The organism is Rhodoferax sp. GW822-FHT02A01, assembly GCF_038784515.1.
Classification (GTDB): Bacteria; Pseudomonadota; Gammaproteobacteria; order Burkholderiales; family Burkholderiaceae_C; genus Allorhodoferax.
Window position 1 is genome coordinate 1098709 of the sequence record NZ_CP152376.1, and the last position, 25576, is coordinate 1124284.

Annotated in this window: 23 protein-coding genes and 2 tRNA genes; 12 read left to right on the forward strand and 13 right to left on the reverse strand. The window is 55.6% G+C overall.

Translation table 11 applies throughout. From position 1 onward, the window contains the following. Positions 1–2: 2 nt before the first annotated feature. The 3 genes from AAGF34_RS05185 to AAGF34_RS05195 form a co-directional block, all read right to left on the reverse strand. The gene (locus tag AAGF34_RS05185) at positions 3–629 is read right to left on the reverse strand and encodes a hypothetical protein (protein WP_342619560.1); all 627 of its coding nucleotides are present in this window, start codon (positions 627–629) and stop codon (positions 3–5) included. A 118-nt stretch (positions 630–747) separates the two neighbouring features. Next, positions 748–2268, reverse strand: a complete 1521-nt coding sequence (locus AAGF34_RS05190; RefSeq protein WP_342619561.1) for a DUF3596 domain-containing protein — start codon at positions 2266–2268, stop codon at positions 748–750. Continuing rightward, positions 2261–2500 (reverse strand): hypothetical protein, encoded by a 240-nt coding sequence (locus AAGF34_RS05195; protein ID WP_342619562.1) that lies wholly within the window; start codon positions 2498–2500, stop codon positions 2261–2263. Before AAGF34_RS05195 ends, AAGF34_RS05190 begins: the two co-directional genes overlap by 8 nt. Before the next feature lie 122 nt (positions 2501–2622). On the opposite strand from AAGF34_RS05195, the gene AAGF34_RS05200 reads away from it, so the two are divergent. The 11 genes from AAGF34_RS05200 (at position 2623) to AAGF34_RS05250 (ending at position 16589) form a co-directional block, all read left to right on the forward strand. After that, positions 2623–2868: a helix-turn-helix transcriptional regulator gene (locus AAGF34_RS05200; protein ID WP_342619563.1), complete on the forward strand. Its 246-nt coding sequence runs from the start codon at positions 2623–2625 to the stop codon at positions 2866–2868. A gap of 477 nt (positions 2869–3345) precedes the next feature. Further along, entirely contained in the window at positions 3346–4797 is a 1452-nt protein-coding gene (locus AAGF34_RS05205) for a Wadjet anti-phage system protein JetA family protein (RefSeq protein WP_342619564.1), read from the forward strand. Between the two features lie 7 nt (positions 4798–4804). After that, positions 4805–5485, forward strand: coding sequence for a DUF4194 domain-containing protein (locus tag AAGF34_RS05210; protein ID WP_342619565.1), 681 nt, complete (start codon positions 4805–4807; stop codon positions 5483–5485). Further along, on the forward strand, positions 5482–9171 hold the full coding sequence (locus AAGF34_RS05215; protein ID WP_342619566.1) for an SbcC/MukB-like Walker B domain-containing protein: 3690 nt from the start codon (positions 5482–5484) through the stop codon (positions 9169–9171). The genes AAGF34_RS05210 and AAGF34_RS05215 overlap by 4 nt, the downstream gene beginning before the upstream one ends. A 2-nt stretch (positions 9172–9173) precedes the next feature. Next, the gene (locus AAGF34_RS05220) at positions 9174–10439 is read left to right on the forward strand and encodes a hypothetical protein (RefSeq protein ID WP_342619567.1); all 1266 of its coding nucleotides are present in this window, start codon (positions 9174–9176) and stop codon (positions 10437–10439) included. Between the two features lie 249 nt (positions 10440–10688). Further along, positions 10689–11597, forward strand: a complete 909-nt coding sequence (locus tag AAGF34_RS05225; RefSeq protein ID WP_342619568.1) for a hypothetical protein — start codon at positions 10689–10691, stop codon at positions 11595–11597. 10 nt (positions 11598–11607) lie between these two features. Next, a complete protein-coding gene (locus AAGF34_RS05230; RefSeq protein WP_342619569.1) occupies positions 11608–12204 on the forward strand; it encodes a hypothetical protein in 597 nt (198 codons plus the stop codon). A 301-nt stretch (positions 12205–12505) separates the two neighbouring features. Then, positions 12506–13144: a hypothetical protein gene (locus AAGF34_RS05235; RefSeq protein WP_342619570.1), complete on the forward strand. Its 639-nt coding sequence runs from the start codon at positions 12506–12508 to the stop codon at positions 13142–13144. Next, positions 13131–13373 (forward strand): hypothetical protein, encoded by a 243-nt coding sequence (locus AAGF34_RS05240; protein ID WP_342619571.1) that lies wholly within the window; start codon positions 13131–13133, stop codon positions 13371–13373. Before AAGF34_RS05235 ends, AAGF34_RS05240 begins: the two co-directional genes overlap by 14 nt. Before the next feature lie 301 nt (positions 13374–13674). Then, positions 13675–14817, forward strand: a complete 1143-nt coding sequence (locus AAGF34_RS05245; protein WP_342619572.1) for a hypothetical protein — start codon at positions 13675–13677, stop codon at positions 14815–14817. Beyond that, the gene (locus AAGF34_RS05250) at positions 14814–16589 is read left to right on the forward strand and encodes an ATP-binding protein (RefSeq protein WP_342619573.1); all 1776 of its coding nucleotides are present in this window, start codon (positions 14814–14816) and stop codon (positions 16587–16589) included. The genes AAGF34_RS05245 and AAGF34_RS05250 overlap by 4 nt, the downstream gene beginning before the upstream one ends. 952 nt (positions 16590–17541) lie before the next feature. Here AAGF34_RS05250 and AAGF34_RS05255 read toward each other — a convergent pair. The 4 genes from AAGF34_RS05255 to AAGF34_RS05270 form a co-directional block, all read right to left on the reverse strand. Further along, a complete protein-coding gene (locus AAGF34_RS05255) occupies positions 17542–17808 on the reverse strand; it encodes a hypothetical protein (protein ID WP_342619574.1) in 267 nt (88 codons plus the stop codon). Then, a complete protein-coding gene (locus AAGF34_RS05260) occupies positions 17808–18776 on the reverse strand; it encodes a hypothetical protein (protein WP_342619575.1) in 969 nt (322 codons plus the stop codon). Before AAGF34_RS05260 ends, AAGF34_RS05255 begins: the two co-directional genes overlap by 1 nt. Positions 18777–19843: 1067 nt before the next feature. After that, a tRNA-Arg gene (locus AAGF34_RS05265) sits at positions 19844–19919 on the reverse strand. A gap of 29 nt (positions 19920–19948) precedes the next feature. Next, a tRNA-Arg gene (locus AAGF34_RS05270) sits at positions 19949–20014 on the reverse strand. Positions 20015–20104: 90 nt separating this feature from the next. On the opposite strand from AAGF34_RS05270, the gene AAGF34_RS05275 reads away from it, so the two are divergent. Continuing rightward, complete coding sequence (locus AAGF34_RS05275; protein ID WP_342619576.1) at positions 20105–20641, forward strand: c-type cytochrome; 537 nt, start codon at positions 20105–20107, stop codon at positions 20639–20641. A 30-nt stretch (positions 20642–20671) separates the two neighbouring features. Here AAGF34_RS05275 and AAGF34_RS05280 read toward each other — a convergent pair whose 3' ends face one another. The 6 genes from AAGF34_RS05280 to atpG form a co-directional block, all read right to left on the reverse strand. After that, entirely contained in the window at positions 20672–21226 is a 555-nt protein-coding gene (locus AAGF34_RS05280; RefSeq protein WP_342619577.1) for a DUF2946 family protein, read from the reverse strand. A gap of 10 nt (positions 21227–21236) precedes the next feature. Then, on the reverse strand, positions 21237–22238 hold the full coding sequence (locus AAGF34_RS05285; protein WP_342619578.1) for an alpha/beta fold hydrolase: 1002 nt from the start codon (positions 22236–22238) through the stop codon (positions 21237–21239). Next, positions 22235–22693: a nuclear transport factor 2 family protein gene (locus AAGF34_RS05290; RefSeq protein ID WP_342619579.1), complete on the reverse strand. Its 459-nt coding sequence runs from the start codon at positions 22691–22693 to the stop codon at positions 22235–22237. The genes AAGF34_RS05285 and AAGF34_RS05290 overlap by 4 nt, the downstream gene beginning before the upstream one ends. An 87-nt stretch (positions 22694–22780) precedes the next feature. Then, complete coding sequence (locus AAGF34_RS05295) at positions 22781–23197, reverse strand: F0F1 ATP synthase subunit epsilon (protein ID WP_342619580.1); 417 nt, start codon at positions 23195–23197, stop codon at positions 22781–22783. After that, complete coding sequence (gene atpD / locus AAGF34_RS05300) at positions 23198–24616, reverse strand: F0F1 ATP synthase subunit beta (RefSeq protein ID WP_342619581.1); 1419 nt, start codon at positions 24614–24616, stop codon at positions 23198–23200. A 52-nt stretch (positions 24617–24668) separates the two neighbouring features. Next, complete coding sequence (gene atpG, locus AAGF34_RS05305; RefSeq protein ID WP_342619582.1) at positions 24669–25547, reverse strand: F0F1 ATP synthase subunit gamma; 879 nt, start codon at positions 25545–25547, stop codon at positions 24669–24671. Between the last annotated feature and the right edge of the window lie 29 nt (positions 25548–25576).

Genomic DNA, 25576 nt, shown 5'->3' on the forward strand with positions numbered 1-25576 from the left:
GTTCAGTAGCAAGACAGGTTGGAAGCCGGGCGGGCTGCAACGCGTGGCAAGCATCGACCTGCACTGCCGTTCACGCGAGACAGCGCACGCTGCACGCAGTGGCGCAGGCGCGGCACGTAGAAGTCATCCATCTCATCGGGCAGGCTCCAATCCAGGCACATACGAAGGAGCCCGGCCAGACGCTCGCTTTGGTTGTCCAGGCGATGCAAAGGGGCCAGCACCAGGGTTCGCAAGACGTCCTCAGCGTTGTGTGCACCCATACTGGAACGCAAGTACGCATGGCAGCCCTCGACGAAGGTGGCCACGTACAGCGCTTCACGCTCCGCACCGCCGTAGTCACTGGCGTAGGCTGCTGTGTCTGCCGCAGAGCGCAGGATCTGAACGGCATAGCGGCACAGACCTGTGCGCTGGTACTGCTTGGCATCACCCAAGGGGGTTCCCAGCAATTCGAGGATTTCAGGCTCAGCCAGGAATTCGCACAGAAACCTGCGCAGCTCACAGCTCTCCACCTTGCGCACGGATTCGGCGATCAGGGTCTGGAGGTCTGGCCCCTCGGTGACTTGAAATGTGGTGTGGCCTGCGTTCGGTTTGACAGTGGGGGTTGAGATGGTAGGGGCGATACGGTGCATGGTGTTCTTTCTCATACAAATGCTGCTGAAAATCGGTTGTTCGGGCAAAGCTCCGCCCACCCCCTGCGCCAAGGTTTTGGCGGAAGGGGTTGCGGACTAGCTGTCTATGGAATGAGGCTTAGGCGGCCTGGGTGAACGGCTCAGAGTTGGATGAGCTTTCGCTTTTCCAATTTCTGGCCATGTCCGCCCAGGAGATGGGCGGTGCCTGCGAGTTGCCGGGTACATCGGCCTTGGCCGGGTAAGGCATCTCTGCACGTACTGCCTGCTGTCGCATACTCTGATCAACTGCAATTGCGTTCGATTGCAGTGGCATCTGTTGAGGTGCCAAAGCTTGAAGCACCAACGCTGGCTGCACAGGTTTTGCCACGGCTTGCACGGGCGCACTCAGTGGGACGGCCATCAGCTGCACTGGCGCCACAGGTGCGACCGGCGCAACAGGCGTTCCAACAAAGGTGCTGGTAAGCAGTCGGTCCATCGCAGAGCCGTCATTACGCGTCAGGTTGGGCACGTAGCGGCTATACACACGGAACAACATTTCGGTTGTGGTGTGGCCAAGCTGCCTTGCAATCCATTCGGGCGCTTCACCGGACGCCAGCCACAGCGTGGCAGCGGTGTGCCGCATCTGGTATGCCTTGCGATGTTCCAGCCCCAGGTGTCGGAGCAAGGGTGCCCAGACCCGATTGATGAAGTTCTTGTTATCAATCGGATTTCCTGCCCGGTTGCAGAACACGTACTCAGTCTTGCCGCCGGTGATCGCATGCTGCTCTTTGAGCGCATCGAACACGATCTGGCTCATCTGGATATCGCGCATGCTGCCATCGGTCTTGAGCTCGTCTTCTTCGCCGAGCACGATGGACTCCCGCACGTAGATCATGCGGCGCTCAAAGTCGACATACTTCCATTTGAGGCCATTGACCTCACCCGTTCGCATGCCTGTGAAAATGCGCGTCTTCAAGTACGGCCGGTAGTCCATCCGTATGGTCGAGATCAGCAGCTGCACCTCAGGCAAAGTGAATGGCATGACCTCACTGCGCTTCATCCGCAACGGCTTGATGTTGCGAAACGGCGAGTTGAAGTTGAAGCGGTCGGCTGCCTCATTGAGGATCTGGCGCAGCGGCTTCATGATCGCGTTGATGCGCCGGGCAGTCATGTTCGCGTTCTTACCCCGGCCCTTGAGCTTGGACAGATCCGAACGAAAGGCAAGGATGTCGGCTTTGCTGACTTGGCCTACGAACTTTTCTCCGAAGTGCGGCAGGATGTACTTGTCCAAGGCGCCGCGCTGAGTGATTTTGTAGCTTCGACGCCAGGTGATCTCAGTCTCGCCAAACCACTGGTTGGCGAATTCCTTGAAGTTGGGCGTAGGTGCGACTGCGCCCTGCACTGCCAAGGTGGTTGGATTCAGGGCCGCATCGGGTGAATCGGACCTTACTTCCCGCTTGGGTAGCGGTTTGTTGAAAGTCTTTTCGTAATCGAAGGTACCGAGGGCGATTTCGGCTTCAATCTTGTCGAGGACTTTTTGCAGACGCTTGCGATTGGCAGGGTTGTCCGCCAACGCAGTCTGCTCCCGTACCCGCTGTCCCTGAAATTTGAAGTCCAGAAACAATGCGCCAGTTTCTGGCCTGGAACGAATACTACCCATTGAGCGTTCCTCCGTTGGCCATCGGAATGGGCGCCCCCGAACTACTGGAATATTGCATCATGTCTTGCAGAATGTTTTCCCAGATGTAGAGCGTTTTGCGTCCACCGAACGGTCGGAAGTAATGGCGCCCTTCGAGCAGAACACTGTCCTTCAATCGATCCCGGACTGTGCGTGCGTCATAGCGAATCCTGGCTGCCAACTCCTCTGTTGTCAGATAGGTCTGGTTCGTCATAGCCTGCTCCTTTACAATTTAAGCGACGGACGTAAAGAATTTTTTACACCTGTCGCGTATTTTATGCAGTTGCGTCTATTTTTCAAGTCATTTGTCGAGTTTTTTTTACGTTTGTCACTTTTATGATCAGATTCAAGCTCGCCGAGGTAATGGAAAAAAGCCGTTTTGCAGGTGGGCAGCGTGTTTCCTTAACGGAAGTTGCCAGCGGCACTGGCGTGAGCAGGGCTACTCTTTCGAAAATCCTGAACCAGAAGGGCTACGGCACAGGGACTGATACCGTGGACCGGCTTTGCCAATTTTTTGGGTGCCGAGTCGAAGATTTAATGGAGCACTTGCCCGAGCCCAAAACAAATCAGATAGATAGCTGAATTGTCAGGGTCGCCACTTCGGGCTGGGACCAACTGCAAAGGTTTGGCCACTTAATGACTACTTGCACAAGTAGAGGCTATAGTCCCTCTTACATATTAGCTTCTGAACCCGAATTCAGTGGCAACACGTAAAAAGCATGGGAGGGACGATGAGTTTCATAGGTGAAATTAATGCTGAATTGTCATACAAAACTGCGTTTGGTTTGTATAGACGGGAGAACCCCCCCACTCAGAACCAACCGAACTCAATCGAAATTGTTCAACGCAGCCGTCTATGACAACTTCCTATAGGGTGTCCGAATTGCTTGATAAGGCATTGTTGCACCAGGAATCGTCCAACGGTTCAACGGTCGTTTGTGTTCAAAATCCACCTCTTACGTCGATTCGTTTCAGAGCGAAAGACGTCGTCATCTGGCGCCGTATTCATTTAGTTAATCCTAAATTTGCTCAGTCTGTGCAGAACATCAACGCGCCCAGATGATGTTCTTTTCCTCTCCCCGTGAGCACTTCTTTCGCCCTCTCACGCACGAGAACCGCGAGCTATGTGCCACCGTGCTGCGCGCCCTGTATACGCGAGTGCATGGCGCAAATGCCGACTACGCAGAAGTGCTGACGCGTGAACTCGTGCTCGAAGTGATTCAGAATGCACTCGCCAATCCTGAATTGCGTAACCTGGCTTTCGAGGTTAGGCAGATTGTGCGCGCTGAGGAGGAACGCACCTACGCAAGCGAACTGCTGCGCAAGCTCAAAGAGCATGGTTGGCTTGAGGACTATCGCGATCCCATTGATCTGCGACCCACGCTCAAACTCAGCCGTTCGGGCAAGGCTTTCAGCGAGACATTTGCCAATCTAGACGATTCCCGTTCCAAAACTCGCCAACGCAACATGCGTTCGGCCCGCAAGGCTCTGGCTGCCTTCCTCGCCACCCGAGATGCTGATGAACTGTTGGACGCCCACGAGTTCGCCAGCCGCGTGGTGCAGGATCTGCAAGACGACATCGAATACTTTCGTCATTTGATTCAGAGCCTAACGCGAGAGGCACTGGCACAGAAGGTGGCCTGGAACGAGTTCAATGAGTTTATTGAGAAGCGCTTTGCGCGCGAGTACACCGTGCGCCTGGTGGCGGACTCGGCTGAACGCCATCGCGGCCGGATCAATGAAGCACTGGAGGATGTTCGTACAATTGATGGTGAGCATCGCGCCAGCGTAGATGCTCATCTGTTACAGCGCGCGCCCTGGCTAGAGCAGACGGCTCGAGGCCGCAGCCCCATGCTTTGGCTGGCCGACCGCATCGAGAGCATGGTCGAGGCTGCCTGCAGTCTGAAGCTACCGATGTTGCGCTCGGAGATGAACAACTACGTGCGCCGATTCACCAGCCTGCTGCGTCAAGCGCTATCCCTGGACTATGGTGCCGAGTCCCCGTTGGGTCGTACTATGGCCTGGTTGAAAGAGCAGCCAGAGCCGTCTCGTGAAGGTTTGCTTGACATCTTGACACGCCGTTTGTCTACAGCCGAGATCCGTTTGCCCGGTGGCGTGCTTCGCTGGACGATGCGCGATCGGGAATCAGAGACCGTAGCACAGGCACCACTAGTCGTGGACGAAACCAGCCGTCTGAATGCTCTACTGCGTCGAGCTGAAGCCGAGGCTTTTGCCTTCAGCGATCAGCAGGTGCTTCAAGGTCTGATGACTCATCTGCAGGACGGCCCCATCACACTGGCGGCACTGCCAGTTGAGACCGCCGAGGACGCTGTACGTGTGCTGCACGCCGTGGGCGCGGCGCGTTCGAGCGAAGGGCGTCGCATATTGCAAGCTCGCAAGATAGTCGGACAAGTAAGTACACCCTACTTCCGAGCCGACGACTACGAGTTGCGCATCGAACCAATTGGTGATGTGGATGCGACGTCCAACCAGATAAGCAGAGGTCACTGAACACACCATGCTGCAATCCCTGGCTCAGTACATCGAACAGAGGCTGACAACTGAAGGTGCCGCCAACGTCAAATCCGCGCGCTTCTCCGAATTGGCCGGACGACTACTGGCTAGCGGCGTGGTGTGGCGTGAGTATTCACGGCCAGAGGCTATGTTGTATGACGATGCCATCCAATGCGAACAGTTGCTGCGCGAATGGTTTGCATGCATCGGTTTCGTCCTGGTCCATGACAGCGATGCGCGCCTACTACGTCTGTATCCACCAGGCGAAGGTGGAAGCGACGAAGAAGAAGACGGTGTACGCCGCCTGCGAGCCCGACTTTCACGCGATTTCGTGGCTGCTGTGATCGCCCTGCGTTTTCTCTACACTGAGGCGCTTACTGGACGCCGCCAATTGGTGGACGAACGCTTGGCTATCAGCTTGGAGGAGCTTTCACAAACGGTGGTGTCGCTGCTGGCGCACAAACTGCCCAACGCGGCCAGTGAACGCATGTCGCTGCTGCGTGAGCTGCGCAAACACCGCATTCTGCATTTCGTCGAAGGCGATGACGTCGGCGACATGCAAATGGGCCTAGCCGTGCTGCGGCCGGTGATGAGCTTCGTTAGCGACGAGGCCCTGGAAGAGGCTTTGCGGATGGTGAAGCGCCAAACGCCCTCCCCCAAGCCTGTACCCGAGGACGGCCTATGAAGATTGCCAAGCTGCTAACCTGGCACTGGGGTTCGCTGGAGGACCGTGAATGGCCCTTTGCAGACTCTGTTCTGCTGACAGGCGAATCCGGTTCGGGCAAATCCACGTTACTTGATGCAATTCAGACCGTACTGACTGCCGCACACCAGCATGTGGTGCAGTTCAACATTGGCCAGGATGAATCCACTCAAAGTCGGCGTGGCGGCAAGGAGCCGCGTACCCTGGCCGCCTACGCCCTTGGCCAACAGGCCGACGGTGTGTTCTTGCGCACCCGGTCAACAAGTTACGTCGGCATTGTGTTTGAAGCCTCCGAACAGGTAGGCGAGCAAGCCGAACCCTTCACAGCATTGGTCGGTGTGGAAGCTTTTGAGGACGGCCGGCGCGCCATCCTACAGGGAACAGCGCAGTTCTTCATCGTGCGCCGAGCCCTGTCGATGGACAATCTGGCACGCCGCGCTGGCGAGGTGCTCACCGCCTCACCATTGCCTCTAAAGGATCTGTATGTTCAACTCCAGCACCGCCTGCAGACCCATGCCGAAAAGTCCGTCGCTACGGTACAGCGCTTTCCCGACAAGGGCACCTATCTGCAGCATCTCTATGGTGCGTTGATGGGCAAGACGGCTGTAGGTGAACACGATGCTACCCGCGCAGCCAAGTCGCTCGTCAAAGCCATGGCATACAAGGAGCTGGGCAATGTCAACGATCTGGTGCGCGACGAAATCCTAGAGCCGCACGATTTCAGCAAAGACCTCGACAAGATGCGCGAACTAATGCGCTCCATCGCTAGCCTGAAGCTTGAGGCTGAACGCCTAGTGTTGAATTTGGAACGACTCGATGGTGCTCAAACCAGTGCGGACCAGGTCATTGATGAGGCGCGGCGATTCGTCATCACCACTATCGCCCATGCTCTACGTACACGCAATGAGACACAGGATGAATTGGCCTCGGTGCAGCGCCAGATTTCAACGCAGGATAGAAAGCAGACACAGCTGCGAGAGAAGTTGGACTCGCTCGAAGCGCAAGAGACTCAGCTGCGCGAGCAGTTGCGTGGAGTGGATAAGCGCCTAGACGACAGTGATGTTGCGCGCGAAAAGCATGCGCTGGAGAACCAGATCCGGCTGCAGGTCGACCAGTTCCGGCTGCACTGGGGTCGCGTGCAGGACGCCGCGCGCAGCATCGGCGGCATGACCACACAACTCGAACAATTGCTGGCGCTGGACCTGTCGGCGTTGCCAGCGCTGGCTGCGGCTGTGCAAGCCTTACACCCCGCAGCACAGCAGGTACTCAAGCCCTGGCCGGTCATGGCCCAGGCATATGCGCGCGATGCGAAACTGGACGTAGTGCTGCCTGCCTTCGAGTTAGAAGCGTTCGACACGCAACTGACCAACCTGCGCCAGGGTCTGCACGACGGTGAAACCTCGGTGCAAGGCGCGGTGCTCCAGGCCTTGACTGATGTGGGTATCCAATTGAATCAACTAGAAGACGACATCGAACAGCGTGATGCTGAACTGCGTCGTCTACAGTCTGGCCGATCCCAGGGACCGAAGGATGCCCATGATGCCGTAGCGCTGATCGAGCGCGAGCTTCCTTCGGCCCGACCTCACCTACTGGCCCAACTGGTGGAACCACGCCCCGGCACCCTCTGGCAGAACGCCATCGAAGGCTACATGGGCGGTGATCGTTTCGCCATCATCGTCGAGGCGGGCATGGAAGCGCGCTGCGCCCGACTGGTCAAGCAGCACTACCGCGTGCGCTCACCCAAGGTTGTACAGGGTCGCAAGGCGATGGAGGACACCGAGAATCGCCAGTTGGAGGTGCGGTCTGTGCTGCACGAACTGGTCTGCCAGCATCCGGTAGCCCACGCTTTTCTGATGGCGCAGTATGGCCGCGTGCGCAAGGTGGACACCGAAGAAGAGCTGGCCCGCACCCCACAGGGCCTGATGGAGGAAGGTCTAGGCAGCCGGGGCTACGGCATGTTCGCCTGCCGTGCACCCGATGGAGAGCTTGCATTCGGTGAAGCCGCGCGCCAGCGGCGCCGGCAGTGGTGCGAGGACGAACTCCAACGCCTGGCGAAGGAGACGCACACTCTGCAATCGCTGCGCCAGTCGCTGCTGGCAATCACCCGAATGTTCAACGGCCCCGTGTTCACACCGCTAACGCCGTTGGTGCTCGCTGTGCTAGAGAGTCAATCTCAGCATGCCCACGCTGAGCAGGCGCTCAAAGCACTGGACCTGTCGGCCATCGACGAGTTGTTGGCTGAGCAAAAGAATCTGAAGACTCGCATCGGCAGCGTCACCGGACAACGCGACGAAGAGCTGAAGCAAGTCGGTGCCACCGACAAGGAACTGGTAGAACTGCACCGCCGCGAAAAAACTCTGGCGGAACGCCTACCCGATCTCGACGTCGCCTGCACCAATGCTATGGTCTGGGCCTCACGTTTCGCAGGTGCCGCACCCACTCTGGCCACCGAACCTCAACTGCTAAGTGAGGCCCAAACGCTGGCGGCCGAGTCGGAAACCAGTCTGGACGCACTGCGCCATCGTGTGCAGAGTCTCCGCGAAGGCCTGCCACGCACACTGCGCGAATTGGCCCAAGCCGTGGGCACCTATCTGTCTGGCGCGCGGGACGACAGCGAGCGCTTTACTTGGACCGACCCGCCGCGCAGCGTCGATCGGCTGGAAGAGCTACTGCCTCTGATCGAGCGCACCCGCACTGCCATCGCCGAGCAGGCTCAGCGCCAGCGCGCCATCGGCTTGGCGGACAACGCGCGCGCATTGCGTGAAGCGGAAAGCCAGTTCAATCACGTCTTCACCAGCAGCTTCTGCTTCAAGGTACGCGACGATGTCAAGCAGGGCGCGCTGACGCTGCAGCGGCTCAACCGTCACCTACAGGGCATCCGCTTCGGAAGCGACACCTTTAAACTGGAATGGGACTGGGTACCGCGCATGCAAAAGGTGCAGGAGTTCTTCGAGGCGGTGGAAAGCGCAGTCGAAGCACTGGAGCAAGACCACAGCTCTATATTCACCTCAGCTCGGCTCACCGACGAACAGCGAGCCACTGCGGAAGAGATTCGCCGTCTGCTGCTGGCCAATGACCAGGGTGCCAGCGAACGCGCGTTGCGCGAACTGGCCGATTACCGCAACTACCGGCGTTACGACATCCTGCGCACCAGTCCTGTTGGCACTACGCGGCTGTCCACTTGGGGCACAGGTTCGGGCGGCGAGTTGGAAACTCCGTTCTATGTGGTTCGTTCGGCCGTGCTAGCCCATGCACTTGGACACTTCGGCGGAGACCGCCGGGAAGCGCCGGCTCTGCGACTAATGCTCAGCGATGAGGCCTTCTCCAAGATGGACGAAACGCGTTCGCGTAACGTGCTGCAGTTCCTGTCGCAGACTCTGGGACTGCAACTCGTCGTGGCCATGCCCACCTCTAAGTCGGGTGCGGTCAAACCCGAGTTCGACAAGGAATTCACCTTTTCCAAGGTAATGGCGCGACGTGATGGCCAAGAGCTGTTCATCAGCGAGGCTCAGGAAAAAACGCTTAACCGCCCGGCCCTGGCTCGGCTGTGGAGTGCGCATGCCGAACAAGCACGCGAAGCAGCACGCGTCAATTGGGTCGCACAAGAGAACAAAGATCAGGTCACGGTCTTGGCAGTTGAAGGTACCAATGACAAACCTCAGTCCTGACAATGAACGCGCCCAAATTGCCCTCGTTGCCCGATCCACCTCCGCCGCATCCCTTCCTATTGCGCCTGGCCCGACTTCTGCTTGCCAAGGCTGAGCGCGGCACGGTCCAAGGACCGGTACGTCTGCTGCTGGAGCGCAAGGTCGCACCCGAACTGCATGATGCCGTCGATGCCGACCATATCCAGTTGCTGCGCATGCAACTTGACGACCTGTGTGCCACGGGCTGGGTTGCCTTGTTACTAGACAACCCTCGCGCATTTGCCAGCTTCAGCGACCGCAAGCCTCGGCTAGAGCTGCGTGATTTCAGTGCCTTGACGACTTGGGCCGGATATACGCCACAAGCCCTACGTTGGCGGCAGCAATGGCGAGCGCACCTGACCGCTCACTGGGCCGCAAATCCGCATGAGGCACCTGCCGATTCGGCGGCTGTGTTAGACCATCTGAACCGCAGCCCATTGATTCCTGTGGAGAATTTGCCAACAGAAGACGCTACTCGGAGTCTTGTCACTTTGACCAAGCTATGCCGATCAGGCCGAACAATGGCCTTGCGCGAAGCCTCAGCACACGCCTTCCAGGGCCGCTCCAAAGTGCTGGACCACCGCGAGGAACTGCTGAGGCTGCTGGGCTCTACTTCCGGTCAGTTCACCGAAGCACCAATCCAGTTGCTACTGGTGCCGCCGAATTGGAGTTCTTCAAACAGTAGCTTTCGCGGTACCAGAGCCTTCAAGGACGTGCTGTTTATCGAAAACCTAGTCACCTTCGAGCACATGGCTGAGACGCGAAACCCAGCCTGGGCAGGCAGCCTGCTGATCTATGCGGCGGGTTTCCGAGGCAGCGCTCGCAGGTTGCGTTCTCGAGCTGGATGCCGCCTGTACTTGCGCGCACCGGCGTCTGCGACATCACTACCTGAGATCGAGAGCTGGCTGTTCCAGCCAGAAGATGAGCTTGCAAGTTCGTCTCCAGTACCGGTTTATTTCTTCGGCGATCTCGATTTCGCAGGCATGCAGATCCTGGCGAGCTTGCGCGATATTTTTCCAAACGCAAGTGCATGGCGTCCCGGCTACTCGCAACTGTCAGGACAGCTAGAAGCCGGTTTAGGTCACCTACCTGAATTAGCCTCAAAGGCTCAGCAAATAGATCCCAATCACACAGGTTGTATCTATGCAGACGATGAATTGTTGCCGCTAATGCGCAAACTGGGACGTTTTGTCGATCAAGAGATTTTCAGTTTTCAAGATCACGATGACTTGGGTTATGAATCTGCTTAGATCCATTGGTCGCCCCCCACCGGCAGACCATTACTTTGGCGTGCATGATCACGTGTAATGATGGCTCACGCTCGTCAACCCCGCAGCAAACCTTGATGCCCTCGGCCCCGGGGGTGCTTACCGAGGTGCGCGTAGGGCTCTCAAGCCGAGCCGATTCCGTGCACCAGGGCAACTGATCCGCTTGACCCCGGGAGCACGATGACTGGATAGTCCGCCGGGCAGCGGTTTGCACTCATGTACGATCCGCGGATGACAACACCAACCCAGACCGAGGGCTACTACGCTGGGCTATCCGGCCTGGAATTCCTGTCTGACTGGCAGCCGCTGGAGCTTGGCGAGGGGCTGCTGATCCAGCGCACGTACGGCCACTTCATGCAGTCTAACATCATGGCGTTCAAGCTTCCGGCGAACCCTGGTGAGCATCATGCAGGCCCGTGGAAGGCGACGACCCAACACGATGGATGGGACGTTCATGCCGAGCTGTTTATTCCGAGCAGCTACAAGCCTAAGCACGGCGCCAGCCTGAGAGATGTTGCTGGAACGCTCGTTGCCATGATCCGGCTGAAGTGCGACCCTAACGTGCGCTTCTTGGTCGAGTCGAACTACTCGCTGTCCGCTGGTGCTGATCTTGGCGACCAGATGCGCATCAAGCCAATTGAGACTATGCCGCAGTACACACGACTCGGCTTCGTCAACCCAGAAGACGCCAAGATGGCGAGCCACAGATTGGTGTGGGTGCGCGACAACTGGAAGCACGCGGTCTCCCTTATGGGGTCGCATGCCGACTTCAAGACCGCGATTGACACCTTCGCTATGTCGATGTTCATCCCGAACCATGGCACTACGTTGGTGGCCCTGTGGGGGGCGCTTGAGGCTCTGTTCTCGCCGTCAACCAGCGAGCTCCGATTCCGCGTCTCGATCCTCCTCGCGTCCTACCTGCACCCACCCGGCGAGGATCGGGCCAAGATTCAGAAGGAAATCTACGACCTGTACGACAAGCGGTCTGCAGCGGCCCACGGCAAGCCTAAGCACAGCTTCGATCACTTGGTGCAGACATTCAACATCATGCAAGTGGTATTGGTGCGCATGATCGAGGAGAACTCCGTGCCTACGAAAGCTCACCTGAACGACCTGCTACTCGGCGGAGTCAAGCCCTAGGCGCACTTCTATGGCCACTACCAAACCAGACGATGCCCAGATGGGGTTTTTCGCGACGCGAACCCTTGAGATCATGGGCGGTCGGGAGCTGGCCATCGCCTCCATGGAGGCTGAGTACAACACCATGAAGGAGCGGTGGAACCAGGATGTGTCCACCATCGGGCGCATACTGCGGTCGCATCTGCACGTAGAGTACTACATGACGGAGCACTTGCAGCACGCGAACCACTCTCTTGGTGACCTCGAGGAGGCCCGGCTTTCGTTCGCGCAGAAGATGAACCTGCTGAATCCTGGCGACCCCATGCTCAGGATGCTGATTGGCGGCATCCGTCATCTGAACAAGATTCGAAACCGGTTGGCTCACAACCTGTCTGCGACCGTGACCGATGAAGATGCGCAGTTCTTCCTTTCACAGAGCCTCTTCAAGGTGATGCGGGACGAAGGGGCGAAGGGCAAGGTTGCTGCGCCTAGCAGCGACCCTCTTGATATTCTGGAAGCCTTTGCCGAGTTCGTCAGCGCGATGCTGCACGACGCGGCCACGCCTTACTCGAAGGCGCTTCAGCAGGCCATGGGTGAATGGGACTTCAAGAATGGCATCCGCAAGTAGGTGGCCGCGCGCGGCCAACAAGCCCCGTAACACTTTGTTACAAATTCATGGGTTCGCATCCCCCTCTTACAACTCCCCCTGATGGACGGATAACGTAATAGTGAGACAGACATGAAACCCATGACATCGTCTTTGGCAATAAGCGCTTGATTTTATTGAATATGGTCACCAAAGTCGCGTGAATTCTGCACATCCAGTGCGCTACTAAATTGGCTAACTCACAATTAGATTAAAACTGTTTTTATTGACTCAGATTTGAGTTGTCTTTTTTTGCGTCGACAGCACGCCTACAATGGGAGCCATGAGCTCGAAAACCATACCCAAACTGGCAGCGCCAGCTGCCTCGCCCCCGGCTTCTGCTGCCATCCCCGCGCAGGCACCCAAGAAGGGTAAGGTGCGGAAACGCAAGACGCTGGCTGAGTGGGCGAAGGACATTCGCGCACTGCACTGGGCGGCAATTGCTGACGAGCAAGTGTGGTCGTCCGCCGGGGGCGGCTGGACCGCTATGCCGCGGGCTGTCGGCTTGATCTGCGAGGTCGTAGTCAAGGAGGCGCATAAGAAGATGTTCAACGCTTCCAGCGCGGCCGGCACGACCTACATGACCCTCTGGATGCATTCGCAGGCCAGTGGAATCGCCAGGGTCGAGAGCGAGGAGGACGCGGCGTTCGAATCCGGCTATGGCGGCGAGCGTGGCGTGACTACCTTTCGCCGCCACCTTCGCACTTTGAAGCAGATGGGCTTCATCGACTTCGTCGAGGAGAGCCGTGGCCGCGTGAAGTGGGTACTGCTGTTCAACCCGTATCAGGTCGTTAAGAAGCTGCACGAAGAGGGACACCTCGACAAGCAAATTTTCAGGGCAGTGTCCGAGCGGGCGATGGGCATTGGCGTGAGCCATGAGATGGAAGACGAAGAAGGAGGAGCGCCCGATGCTGCCAAGTAACCGTACCGAGTTGGTCGAAGAACTGAACGCCACCGACGAGCGCTACGTGCGCAAGAAGCTGGCACTGAACGGGTACTTGGACTGGCAGCGACCTGTCGCGCAGCATTGGCTAGACGAACGGAACACGGAGCGTGTGGCCGCTGCGCGCCGATGGACAACCATGTTAACAATCATCGGTATCGTGGTGGCTGTTATCGGCCTCATCGTGCGCCACTACAGCGGTGGCTGATTCCCTAGCGCACGAAAATGAGACATTTTCTGACGCGTGAAGGAGCCAGGGATGGAACCTGCTGTGTACGGAGCAGTCTTTGCCAGGATTGTTCTGCTGTGGGACGGGATCAAGTGGCAGAGCGACCATCAAACGCGCATTGACGCGCTCCTGTTGACTGGCCTGAAGAGCTACAACATGCCGCAGTACAAGAGGCAGACTCTGATGACTATGGATGCGATCAACAGGAGCAACGCTTGGCGTGCACGTCGCTGCCTTACTGGATGCTATCTTCTACGAAGTCAAATAAGGAGGGGCAGTAATGTTTGAATCGATTGAACCACTGGATGCATACAACAAGAACATCAACATACTAATTGGCTCAGGAGCTTCAGCGGACTTGTTCCCAACTCTTGCTCTCGCGATCAAGGGAACCAAAGGTGAATGGGAGACGATTGAGACTCTCGCCGCCAGGTTTGAGACTTCACAGGAGAAGCGAACTGCGTTGTTCATGCACTACTACAACACGTGCATTTTTCCAGTTCAAACCTTCACGCCCAGTGCAGTCACATCCGACAAGGGAAAAGCCAATCTTGAAAATTATGGAGTTTTCCTGAAAACCCTTCTTGGGCTGCTAGACAGAAGGAAGGATCTCAATCGCAAGATCAACATCTTCACGACCAACTATGACGGATGCTTGGCTCACAGTGCCGACAACATTCTCATGAAGGGCTCGCATGATTTCGTGGTCAACGATGGCACTTCAGGCTTTCACAGAAAGCACCTGCATGCCAAAAACTTCAGCACCTTCCAGTGCCAGACAGGTATTTTTGAGCGAAGCAGCTACGGAGTGCCCCAGCTCAACATCATCCATCTCCATGGTTCTGTCTACTGGTCAATAAGTGGCGACAGGATTGAAGTCAAGTATGTCAACGACTTCAGGAACATGATCCATAAAAAGACGCTGGAGAAGATTGGCAAGTTTTCCGAGTACCTTACGACCGATGGTGGCAGCACGGCAAAAATTCCATCCGTAAACTTCACGTTTGCACAAAGAGAGAATTTCTGGACCGAGTACAACAAGCTGCCCATCGTCAATCCCACCAAGTGGAAGTTTCACGAGACTGTTTTTGAAGAGCATTACTATCAGATGCTCAGGTTCTTGAGCTATGAGCTTGAGAAACCCAATTCCATTCTGATCACTTTCGGCTTTTCCTTTGCCGATGAGCACATCAGAAAGCTGGTGCAACGCTCCCTATCTAACCCTCAACTTCAAACATTCATCTGTTGCTACAGCCAAAGCGGTGCTGAGAGCATGAGGGAGGAATTCAAGCTCTGGAAGAACGTGATCGTCATTGGTCCGCCCGATGGTGAAAAACTGGACTTCACCAACTTCAATAAGTACATCTTCTCTCTCAAGGCTGAGAAGTATGAAACGCCGGTTGAAGACAAGGACGCTCTATGAGCATCGTCATAGGCGAAGTCATTGCCGTATCAGGTATTCGCATATCACTGCGTATCTTTGAAGACTCCAGCCTGGAAACTATTTTCTATGAAGGGGTGAAGTACAGAGGTGTGTCGCTTAGAGAGCATGTAACCATTCAACGCGGGTTCATAGAAATCGTTTGCCTTGTAGAAGGCGAATATCTTGATGAACGCAAGATGGATGCTGATGCCGATAAGACCCAGTACATCCGCAAGGTTGATGTTCGTCCCATTGGCTACATCATGGATGACAAGTTCTTTGAGGGCGTGAAGTACATGCCAATGATCAGGGATAAGGCATCCCTGCTCGGCGAGCCCATGGTGAGCAAAATTTACGGAGCCGAGGGCAAGACCAACTTTTCCATTGGTTCAATGCTCAAGGAGAACGTACCCATCAACCTGCCATGGACACGCATCTTCAACAGCCACCTTGGAATCTTTGGCAATACAGGCAGCGGCAAATCCAACACGCTGGCAAAGCTCTATACAACTCTCTTCAACGAAAAGCTTCCCGCCCTCAAGCACAAGAGCCAGTTCGTCATCATTGACTTCAATGGCGAGTACACCGAGGGGCAGATCCTGCCCGCCAGTGACAAGCAAGTAACGATGCTGGATTCCAAGAAGGGCAAGCACAAGTTCAAGATTGAAGCCTCCCATTTCTGGGATGCTGAAACCCTCAGCTTGCTCTTCCAGGCCACAACCAACACACAGCAACCATTCCTGCGGCGCGTGCTAACTGGCAAGGAAAGATTCAAGGACGTGCCACTTGAGCGCTACATTGAAAAGACCTTTGAGAAGGCTTTCAGTGCCAGTGAGCCAAAACCTGATGCGCTTGAATTGAGCCGTGAGATAGCCAGAATCATTGATTGCGAAAAATTGCAGGATCACCTCAAGGGCATCACCTACAACGCTAAGCACAAGTATTTCAAAGATACAGACGGCAATTTCTACAACTCTGACAGTGACGGTTTTGTAGCCCATCTAAAACCGCTGCTGGATGCGCACGTGGATGTTGCCGACATGGACCAGTTCACGGAACTCATCCTGAGATGCTACCTTCAGCTATGTTCAGATGTCGTGCTGGGGTATGCCCAGTACGAGCACATCCAGCCGGTAATTTCTAGGGCAAAGTCATCCATCACGGCTCTTCGCAACGTGCTTGAAATCGTGGATGTGCCACCGCCTCCACATCTCCTGCATGTCATCTCGCTCAAGAAGTGCAAGAACGAAATCAAGAAAATCTTGCCGCTACTCATCGCCAAAAACTTCTACACGAACCACAGGGATTCAGAGAACCTAAAGAGCCCACCAACTCGGACTCTTCATCTCATTATTGACGAGGCTCACAACATCCTGTCAGAGCAATCCACCCGCGAGCATGAAATCTGGAAAGACTACCGGCTTGAGCTTTTCGAGGAAATCATTAAGGAGGGCCGCAAGTACGGCGTCTACCTCACTCTCTCCAGCCAGCGACCGGCCGACATCTCGCCCACCATCGTTTCGCAGATCCACAACTTTTTCATCCACCGGCTGGTAAACGAGCGCGACCTCATGCTGCTGGACAACACCATCAGCACACTAGACTCGTCCTCAAAGGCACTGATACCCACCCTTGCCAGAGGTTGCTGTGTGGTCACAGGCACTGCATTCGACCTGCCCATGATCCTGAAGATTGACCCGCTGCTAAAGGAGCATCGCCCCAGTAGTGATGACGTCAACCTGCAAGAGCTTTGGGCATTACCACCAGCCTAAAACCCGTCCCCACGGGCATTAGGAACAGCTCGCATCTTCCGGAAAAAACGCCTAGGGCAGGTCAACAAGGACACCCATAGGTTGATAGTGCGTGCCACTCCCTGATTAAAGGGCTGTTTACAGCAGAAGTTAGGCTCAGTGCGATTCGTGCAACGCGCTAGGGTGTCAGTGGCAACTCGGCACAAGTGCTAGAAGCCTGTCAAGTAAATGCCGACGACAACAGTTATATCCTTGAACCGATCACAATCTATCGGTCACAGTGGTCTTCACCCAACTGCGCTGTCAGTAGTGTGTGCTCAAGGCGCAGGACCGGAACTGCACCCTTGGGTAACCGGCCTTGAGGGAGGGGGGGGCGCTGGCGCCGGGGCACTCCGCTTAGGAACTTTCCGTTTTGCTTCGAGTTTTGCGTTCGAACTTGCCTGAGCTTTCAGAGTTGCCGCCAATTCTGCTTTGAGTTCCCCCAATGCTTTTCCTTCGGCTGATAGCTGTGCACCAAAGCTGTTATTGGAATCGACACATCTCGCGAGGCTACCGGCCAACAGCGCAATCTCTTGCTTATCCGTAGCTGCCAATAAACTAGGCTGCACTTTCGGATATGCAATAGAGAAGATCACAAGGAGAAGACCGCTAAGGGTTGCAACAATCACCCCCCTTAGGAAGGTCTTCTCAGAAACGTACATCAAGTTTCCTTTGCGCGTAAGCAAAGGTTCGTTTCGACGTACGAGATCGATGAGATGCAATGCCCACTGACGGCGGAAATCTGGGTCAGTTAGTGCGAAGTCTTGTAAGCTGGCCGAGTTGATAACGTAGTGTGGATCACGCGTGCGAACTCTAATTGCATAGAGAGCAGCCACGACTAGATATACCACCGCGACGGCGAAAAGAGCCGAGACGATTACCTTCAAATAGATCGAACCCCCGATCCTGTCTGTTAGCAATGCGGGGAGCGCAATCAGAATACTAAAAGATACAGCCACACCTGTAAGGAAGGTAGTAGCCTTGTCTTCAATGCTTTTTTTCTGTCTATTTCGCTCTTATAAATGGCTTCGGCAATTGCTAGGTGACTTTGCTGCACATCTGGTGCAACCGATTTTTTACTTTTAAATAAAGTAACGATCGGGTCTTCATCCGGCAATTGATCAGTTGGTCCATAGAGCAAAAGTTCGTAGGGCGGATATAAAAAACCCCATGCACGCTTCATGAAGCAACGCAGGCTCATCACGCCTCCCTTGCAAGAAGAATGTCACAAAGGGCAGCACTGATAGGAGCTCCCACAGCCTTCTCCAACCATCCCCATTCGCCATTCGGATTTATCTCAAGAAAAAAGAAATCACCCGCATACTCGACCAAATCTATCGCCCCAAACGTCAGTCCGGCATGAGCGACAAATTGCCTGCACAATTGTTCTATCGAACGTGGAATATCGGCCACCTCAAACTTTACATTTGCCTCTCGAGTGCGCCAATCCAAAGCACTCTCCAAGCATTCTTCATTGGAAGAGGTAATCCGCACAGGGAGTACTTTGTCACCAATCACAGTAACGCGGTAATCAATCTTGGGCGACAGCATCTGTTGAAATATGCTGGGTGCTATCGACAATGACTCATTATTTTGCAAATCAGCGAGTGTGACGACATTAGAAAATATGAAGAAGTCTTGCTCTGTTTCCTCAATCAGCGGCGCGTAGAGTGCCTTGGCAACGATACAACCGCCCTCAGCCTCGCAGAAAGCACGGATTTCCTCACCCCTATTTGAAATCAAAGTCCTGGGAACGCGAAAGCCCAGTTCTGATGCAAGTTGAAGCTGACGGAGCTTGCTCTCCATCTGATCATTCGTCGTAGGAGGATTTATCCAGCGAACGTCTCTCAAAAGCTCAAGTGCTTCCAAACACGCGTGCCATTGATCACTGGCGAACTTTTGGATAGCGTCGGAAGGTTTCTGATCTTGAGGTACGTAGTCATATGGTTTTCCTGGGCGTCTGCACCAAATCGCAGTCACACCTTGCGAAAGATCAAAGGTCTTTGCCCCTTTTCCGATTACGAGACATGGGCCCGGAAAGCGAAAAACGACCCCATCTTTAGTTAAATCTTCTGTGTTGATTCGCAGAAACTTCGCGCGGCGTGCCTTGAGTTCACGGACGACGAAGTCAACAGTGATATCCCACTTGTTTGAGAGGATGAGGATCATGGGCGTGGTCTAGCGCCACATCCGCCGGTCCTTATTGTCCTCACCCTTTTCAATATCGGCTTTCTTTGTCATGGGACCATTTTTTCCGGCTTGATCTATGGCAAATGGAGCATCCATGTGTCCCGTCCATCGCACCATGTCCTCTACATCGTCATAAACGTATTCCCTATTTGGGCTGACGCGCCCTGGAGACATACAAGGTTTCGCAAAGTTGACCAAAAAAGGGACGGACGGCATTTGAATATTCTCCTAATTGCAATCGACTGGATAACACGAGTCATCGGGGCCGCAGGATCTCGCTCAAGTATCACTATTTGAGCATTATAAAAGAGCCTCCGGCAGCTTATCGTAAGAGCGCTGCAATGATCCAAGTTACTTGGGCTCAATTGAGGCAGGACATTATGGGTGACGTGAGGCTTGCAACTCTGATTATTTCTCTTCTAATTCCGTCTGCTCAATGGCCTACGCGTGCCGCGCTGGAAAGTTATGAGAGGCTAAACGGCCTATTCATCAAGCCCGTAGCATTGCTGCAGTTGCTATTTAGACAAAAACATTTCTAAATTCAATCTAAATATTGTTCCGCACCTTTTCAACTTGAACACCCCAAAAAAGGGGTGAGTTCTCTTTGGTTGTCGAAGCTCACGGTTACTTCCTAAAGTTACTTGGTAATTGGCCGTTGTGCAGCGAATGGAACATAAGAGTATCCGCCCATGGATGATTTTCAAGGAGTCATTGACTAAAGTCGGCATCTGGCCCATCAATGGCTCCCGAAATCCACGGTGTAATGACTGTAATCTCCCTGCGGAACAGACATTGACACTTATCCCTCAGACACCCCGCCAACAGCCGGGCACAGGACTAATCGTCAATTTTCGACTTCTGTGAAAATTGCTTGGCACGGCCAGGGCACAAACGTGGCACAACCTGGGCACGGACCGGTGTGAGTAACTTGGTTTGAAGATTGGTCCACAAAGGTGGTTGTGCCCTAATTTCGCAGACTTTGACTATTGCCGCGGGCAAACGCCGCGTCACCATATGGCCCTTGAAATCTATGGATTTCCCTTTGATGGTGCGGCTGGCGGGGATCGAACCCACGACCCTTGGCTTCGGAGGCCAATACTCTATCCACTGAGCTACAGCCGCACTTCGGAAAACAGACCAATACTCACTTTTGCGGCCGAACCTGGGATGACCATAGGCTTCGGAGGCCAATACTCTATCCACTGAGCTACAGCCGCAACTCGCAGCCGACATTGTAGGTGTATTCACGCAAGCACCCCGCTATAATCCAGCCTTCATTCTGAAGCCGCACCCACTCCGAGGATTTTATGAGCGACACCAGTAACGTTAACGGCCACGATGAGGCACACACTGGCCCCATCACCAATCCCAAGCAGTTGCTGGTGGCGGTGGGTTTTTCCTTCATCATCCCCGTGTTCATCATCATTGGACTGGTGTACTTCGTCACTTCCGGCAACAAGCCGGCCGCTGGCTCGGTTGACCTGGAACGTGCGGTGGCAGAGCGCATTCAGAAAGTTGGCATGGTCGAGATCCGCGATGCCAACCGTGCCCCACGTACAGGCGAACAGGTGTTCAAGGCCCAGTGCTATGCCTGCCATTTGACTGGTGCTGCTGGCTCTCCCAAGTTTGGTGATGCCAGCGCATGGGGTCCCCGTATCAAGAACGGTTTTGACGCACTGTGGAACTCTGCCTTGAAGGGCAAGGGCAACATGGGTCCACAAGGCGGTGGCGACCTGTCCGACTTCGAAGTGGCACGCGGTGTGGTTTACATGGCCAACGCAGGCGGCGCCAAGTTTGAAGAACCCAAGCCGCCAGCGGCCGCTGCGTCCGAGCCTGCCAAGTAAGCACGCGCTCGCACCTTTAGAAAAGCCGGTTCAGTCAACCGGCTTTTTTGTTGTCTGTCGGATTTGCGGGCTGCAGACATAGCCATACCGTCCCTCCAATTCGGAACGGTTCACTTCCTTGATCGTCCACAGTTGCTGCCCAATGGCATCTGCCGCATTCGCCACGTCCTGGGTATGCACCAGGCCGAAGCCCACATCTGTTTCGCAGTAGAGCCAACCTCGCTCGTCTACCAGGCACTGCTTCAAATTGGCCGGACTGCCGTCATGTGCGGTTATTTGATGATGGTCTGATATACGCCATATCCAGGGTGTGGCTTCCAGCTCCACATACACGCGCTGCGGTCCATTCTGAAAGAACTGTTGACCCTCATTATCTGCGGCGTAGTTGCGCTGTATGAACTCAATCAGTTTGGTGTGCTGCAGCAGGCTTCCTTTCGCACCCGGTACGCCACTGGCAAAGCCACCTTGCGCCTGAGCTCTGTCGTCTCGCATGTACCAATTGCCACGCGCGTCCAGCCCGAGCCACCCATAGCAATGGGGCACGTTGGGCCATTTCAGCATGGCCTGTTTGACGATGTCATCCATAGCAATCCTTTTACGCAATATGTTGTTGTAGCCACTGTCCGACAGCGCTTGGCAGACAGTGCAGACTTCCCGGGGGCCTCCCGGTGGAGAAGCCCACGTGGCCTCCGTGACGTGGCTGCCACAAGGTGACATTGGCGCCCACATCCTGCCGGACCGGCAGGCTCCATGCAGGTACAAACGGGTCATTGTGCGCGTGGACGATCAGCGTGGGGAGCAGCAGTGCTTGCAGCCGGGGTTTGGATGACGCTCTGCTCCAATAGTCCTGCGTATCCTTAAAGCCGTGCAGCGGCGCGGTGAACACATTGTCAAAGTCATACAAATTGCGCGAAGACAGCAGCGCTTCCTGGCTGAACAGCCCAGGGTGTTGACGCAGTTTGAGCAAGGCCTTTGGTTTCATCGTATTCAGAAACATCGGCGTATAGGTGAACTTGTTGAAACCTTGTCCCAGCGCCATACCACTGGCCGTGAGGTCGGTTGGTGCGCACACCGCGCAAACTGCGTGCACCACTTCCTCTGCGGTACATCCGGATTCCTGTGCCCAGCGCAACAGCGCATTGCCGCCCAAGGACACGCCGACTGCCACGATGGGCCCACGGTATTGGGTCTTCAGACGTCGCAGTATCCAGTCGACTTCTTCATGGTCACCCGAGTGGTAGGCCCGTGGCGCGAGATTGATTTCACCACTACATCCTCTAAAGTGCGGCACCACATAATTCCAGCCTTGTTGTCGTGAAAACTGAGCAAAGGCACGGGCGTAGTGGCTTTGGGAATTGCCTTCGAGTCCGTGGAACAGCACAAGCAAGGGGTTCCTTGGCATTGGTGGACCCGGCTCGCCCTGGTGAGCATCTAGCCAGTCTACGTCGATGAAATCCTGGTCTGGAGTGGTCCACCGAGTGCGCCTGTAGCTCTCATGGGCTTCGGCGAAGCGTCGACTGTGAAGCGCTGGCCATATGGTTTGCAAGTGCCCGCCGGGCAGCCACACAGGCGCGGTGTAGGCGAACAAATCGTTCAATGCAGTACTTTGGGTTGGGACACGTCTTCTTGCATTTGTGACTCTGTACCTGGACTGGCGTGATGAACAACCAGACGCCAGCCTTGTGCGGTCTTGATATACACATTGGTTGCCAGTACATAGGCCTGAACCGGCCCTCGCTGCGTGACCACTTCCACGCGCTCGCTGACGTGGTGTATCGCGCACGCTACTGCGTGAACATGACGCACATTGGTTACATCGAGCTGGAGGGTGCCTCCGTTGGAGAACATCTCTTCGAATGCTGCGCGAATGCTGGCAGCACCCAGGAGGCGCGCACCTCCCGGATGAATACACACGATGTCGTCCTCGTCGGCCCAGCATGACATGACTTTGTCGGCATCGCCCTCACGCAGACCCTCGTAAAAAGTGGCCTCCACCTCGTCCGGCGTTCCACCCACCGCCGCAGCCTGCAATTTGGATTTTGTTCTTGCCATGCTGGCAATTTTCCCTCATGTGCGAGGAATGCGCAGCACAAAAAACAAAACCGCCCAAAAGGCGGTCTTGCTTGGTGGCAGATCTAATTACCGCTTCTGACGGTACTTGCGCAGCGCTGCAATCTGGGCCACCATGACTGCGAGTTCGGAAGTTGCCTTGGCTAGGTCAATCTCGCTCTTGGCGTTCTTGATGGCCTCTTCGGCGGCGGCCTTGGCGGCATTGGCCTTCTCGTCATCCAGATCTTTGCCACGAATGGCGGTATCGGACAACACAGTCACGCAGTTGGGTTGCACTTCCAGAATGCCGCCGGCAACGAAGACGAACTCTTCGGAGCCATCGGCCTTTTCAATGCGCACCGAGCCAGGCTTGATGCGCGTGATCAGCGGAGTGTGGCGGGGATAGATCCCCAACTCGCCAGCTTCACCGGGCAGCGCAACAAAGCGCGCTTCACCGGAGAAGATGGACTCTTCTGCACTGACCACATCAACGTGGATGGTGTTCATTTAGGCAACCTTTTTGGCTTTTTCGAACGCTTCGTCAATGGTACCGACCATGTAGAACGCTTGTTCCGGCAGGTGATCGCATTCGCCAGCCACAATCATCTTGAAGCCGCGGATGGTTTCAGCTAGGGTCACGTACTTGCCAGGAGAGCCGGTAAACACTTCAGCCACGTGGAAAGGCTGGCTCAGGAAACGCTGGATCTTACGGGCACGGGCCACGGTCAGCTTGTCTTCGGGAGCGAGTTCGTCCATACCCAGAATCGCGATGATGTCACGCAATTCCTTGTAGCGCTGCAGCGTACCTTGCACGGCGCGGGCCGTGTTGTAGTGGTCTTCACCCACGACATTGGGGTCGAGCTGGCGGCTGGTGGAGTCCAGCGGGTCCACAGCAGGGTAGATACCCAGGGAAGCGATGTCACGGGACAGCACGACGGTGGAGTCCAAGTGAGCAAACGTGGTCGCAGGAGACGGGTCGGTCAAGTCGTCGGCAGGCACGTAAACGGCCTGGATGGAAGTGATGGAGCCAACCTTGGTAGAGGTAATACGCTCTTGCAGACGGCCCATTTCTTCGGCCAGCGTAGGCTGGTAACCCACGGCGGAAGGCATACGACCCAGCAGAGCGGACACTTCGGTACCGGCCAGTGTGTAACGGTAGATGTTGTCCACGAAGAACAGCACGTCACGGCCTTCGTCACGGAACGACTCCGCAATGGTCAGACCGGTCAGAGCCACACGCAGACGGTTGCCCGGGGGTTCATTCATCTGACCGTACACCATGGCCACTTTGGACTTGGGCAGGTCTTCCAAGTTCACAACGCCAGAATCGGCCATCTCGTGATAGAAGTCGTTACCTTCACGGGTACGTTCACCCACACCGGCGAACACGGACAGGCCGCTGTGCGCCTTGGCGATGTTGTTGATCAGTTCCATCATGTTCACTGTCTTGCCCACACCGGCACCACCGAACAGACCCACCTTACCGCCCTTGGCGAAGGGGCATACCAAGTCAATCACCTTGATGCCGGTTTCCAGCAGTTCCTGAGAAGGGCTCAGCTCGTCATAAGTAGGAGCCTTGCGGTGAATGGACATGTGCAGATCTGCATTCACAGGACCGCGCTCGTCGATGGGCGCACCCAGCACGTCCATGATGCGACCCAGGGTAGCTTGACCCACGGGAACGGAGATCGGTTTTTCCGTGTTGGAAACGATCATGCCGCGACGCAGACCGTCGGAAGAACCCAGAGCAATGGTACGGACAATGCCGTCGCCCAGCTGCTGCTGCACTTCCAGCGTCAGGGTGGAACCTTCCATCTTCAGCGCGTCATAAATGCCGGGCATCTTGTCACGGGGAAACTCAACGTCCACCACCGCGCCAATACACTGAACAATTTTTCCCTGAACTGGGGAGTTAGCTTGAGCCATTGTTTGCTCCAAAAATTAAATCTATAACTACTTGTACAACGAATGCTGCGACTTACACCGCGGCAGCACCCGCAACGATTTCGGACAACTCTTTGGTAATCGCGGCCTGGCGGGTCTTGTTGTAGACCAACTTGAGTTCCCCGATCACGCTACCTGCATTGTCGGTAGCAGCCTTCATGGCCACCATCCGTGCAGACTGCTCGGATGCCATGTTCTCTGCAACCGCCTGATACACCAGTGCTTCCACATAGCGAGTCAGCAAGTCATCGATCACCGACTGTGCGTCCGGCTCGTAGATGTAGTCCCAACCGTGCTGCGTACCGCTGGCGGCAGCCTGCGCGTCCATTTCAGCAGCCGAGAGAGGCAGCAGTTGCTGAACCACCGGCTCTTGCTTCATGGTGTTGATGAACTTGGTGTAGCAAAGATACACAGCCTTCAACTCACCCTTGGTGTACGCATCCAGCAATACCTTGACCGGGCCAATCAGCTTGTCCAGGTGGGGGGTATCACCCAACTGGGTCGCATGCGAGACCACTTTGGCGCCAACACGGTTCAGGAAACCCAGACCCTTGTTGCCAATGGCCACGGCCTGTGCAGATTCACCCGCACCTTGCATTTCACGCAATTTGCCAGTGACCACGCGCAGCACATTGGTGTTCATGCCGCCGCACAAACCCTTGTCGGTGGTGACGACGATGAAGCCGGATGTCTTCGCATCGTTGGCACGCATGAAGGCATGCGTGTACTCGGGATTGGCCTTGCCCAGATTGCTCGCAATGTTGCGGATCTTTTCGCTGTATGGACGGGCAGCGCGCATCCGGTCCTGCGCCTTGCGCATTTTGGATGCGGCCACCATTTCCATGGCTTTGGTGATCTTCTTGGTGTTTTCCACCGATTTGATCTTGCCGCGTATTTCCTTACCTGCTGCCATTGATGGCTCCTTGGATCGTCAGGGCGGAA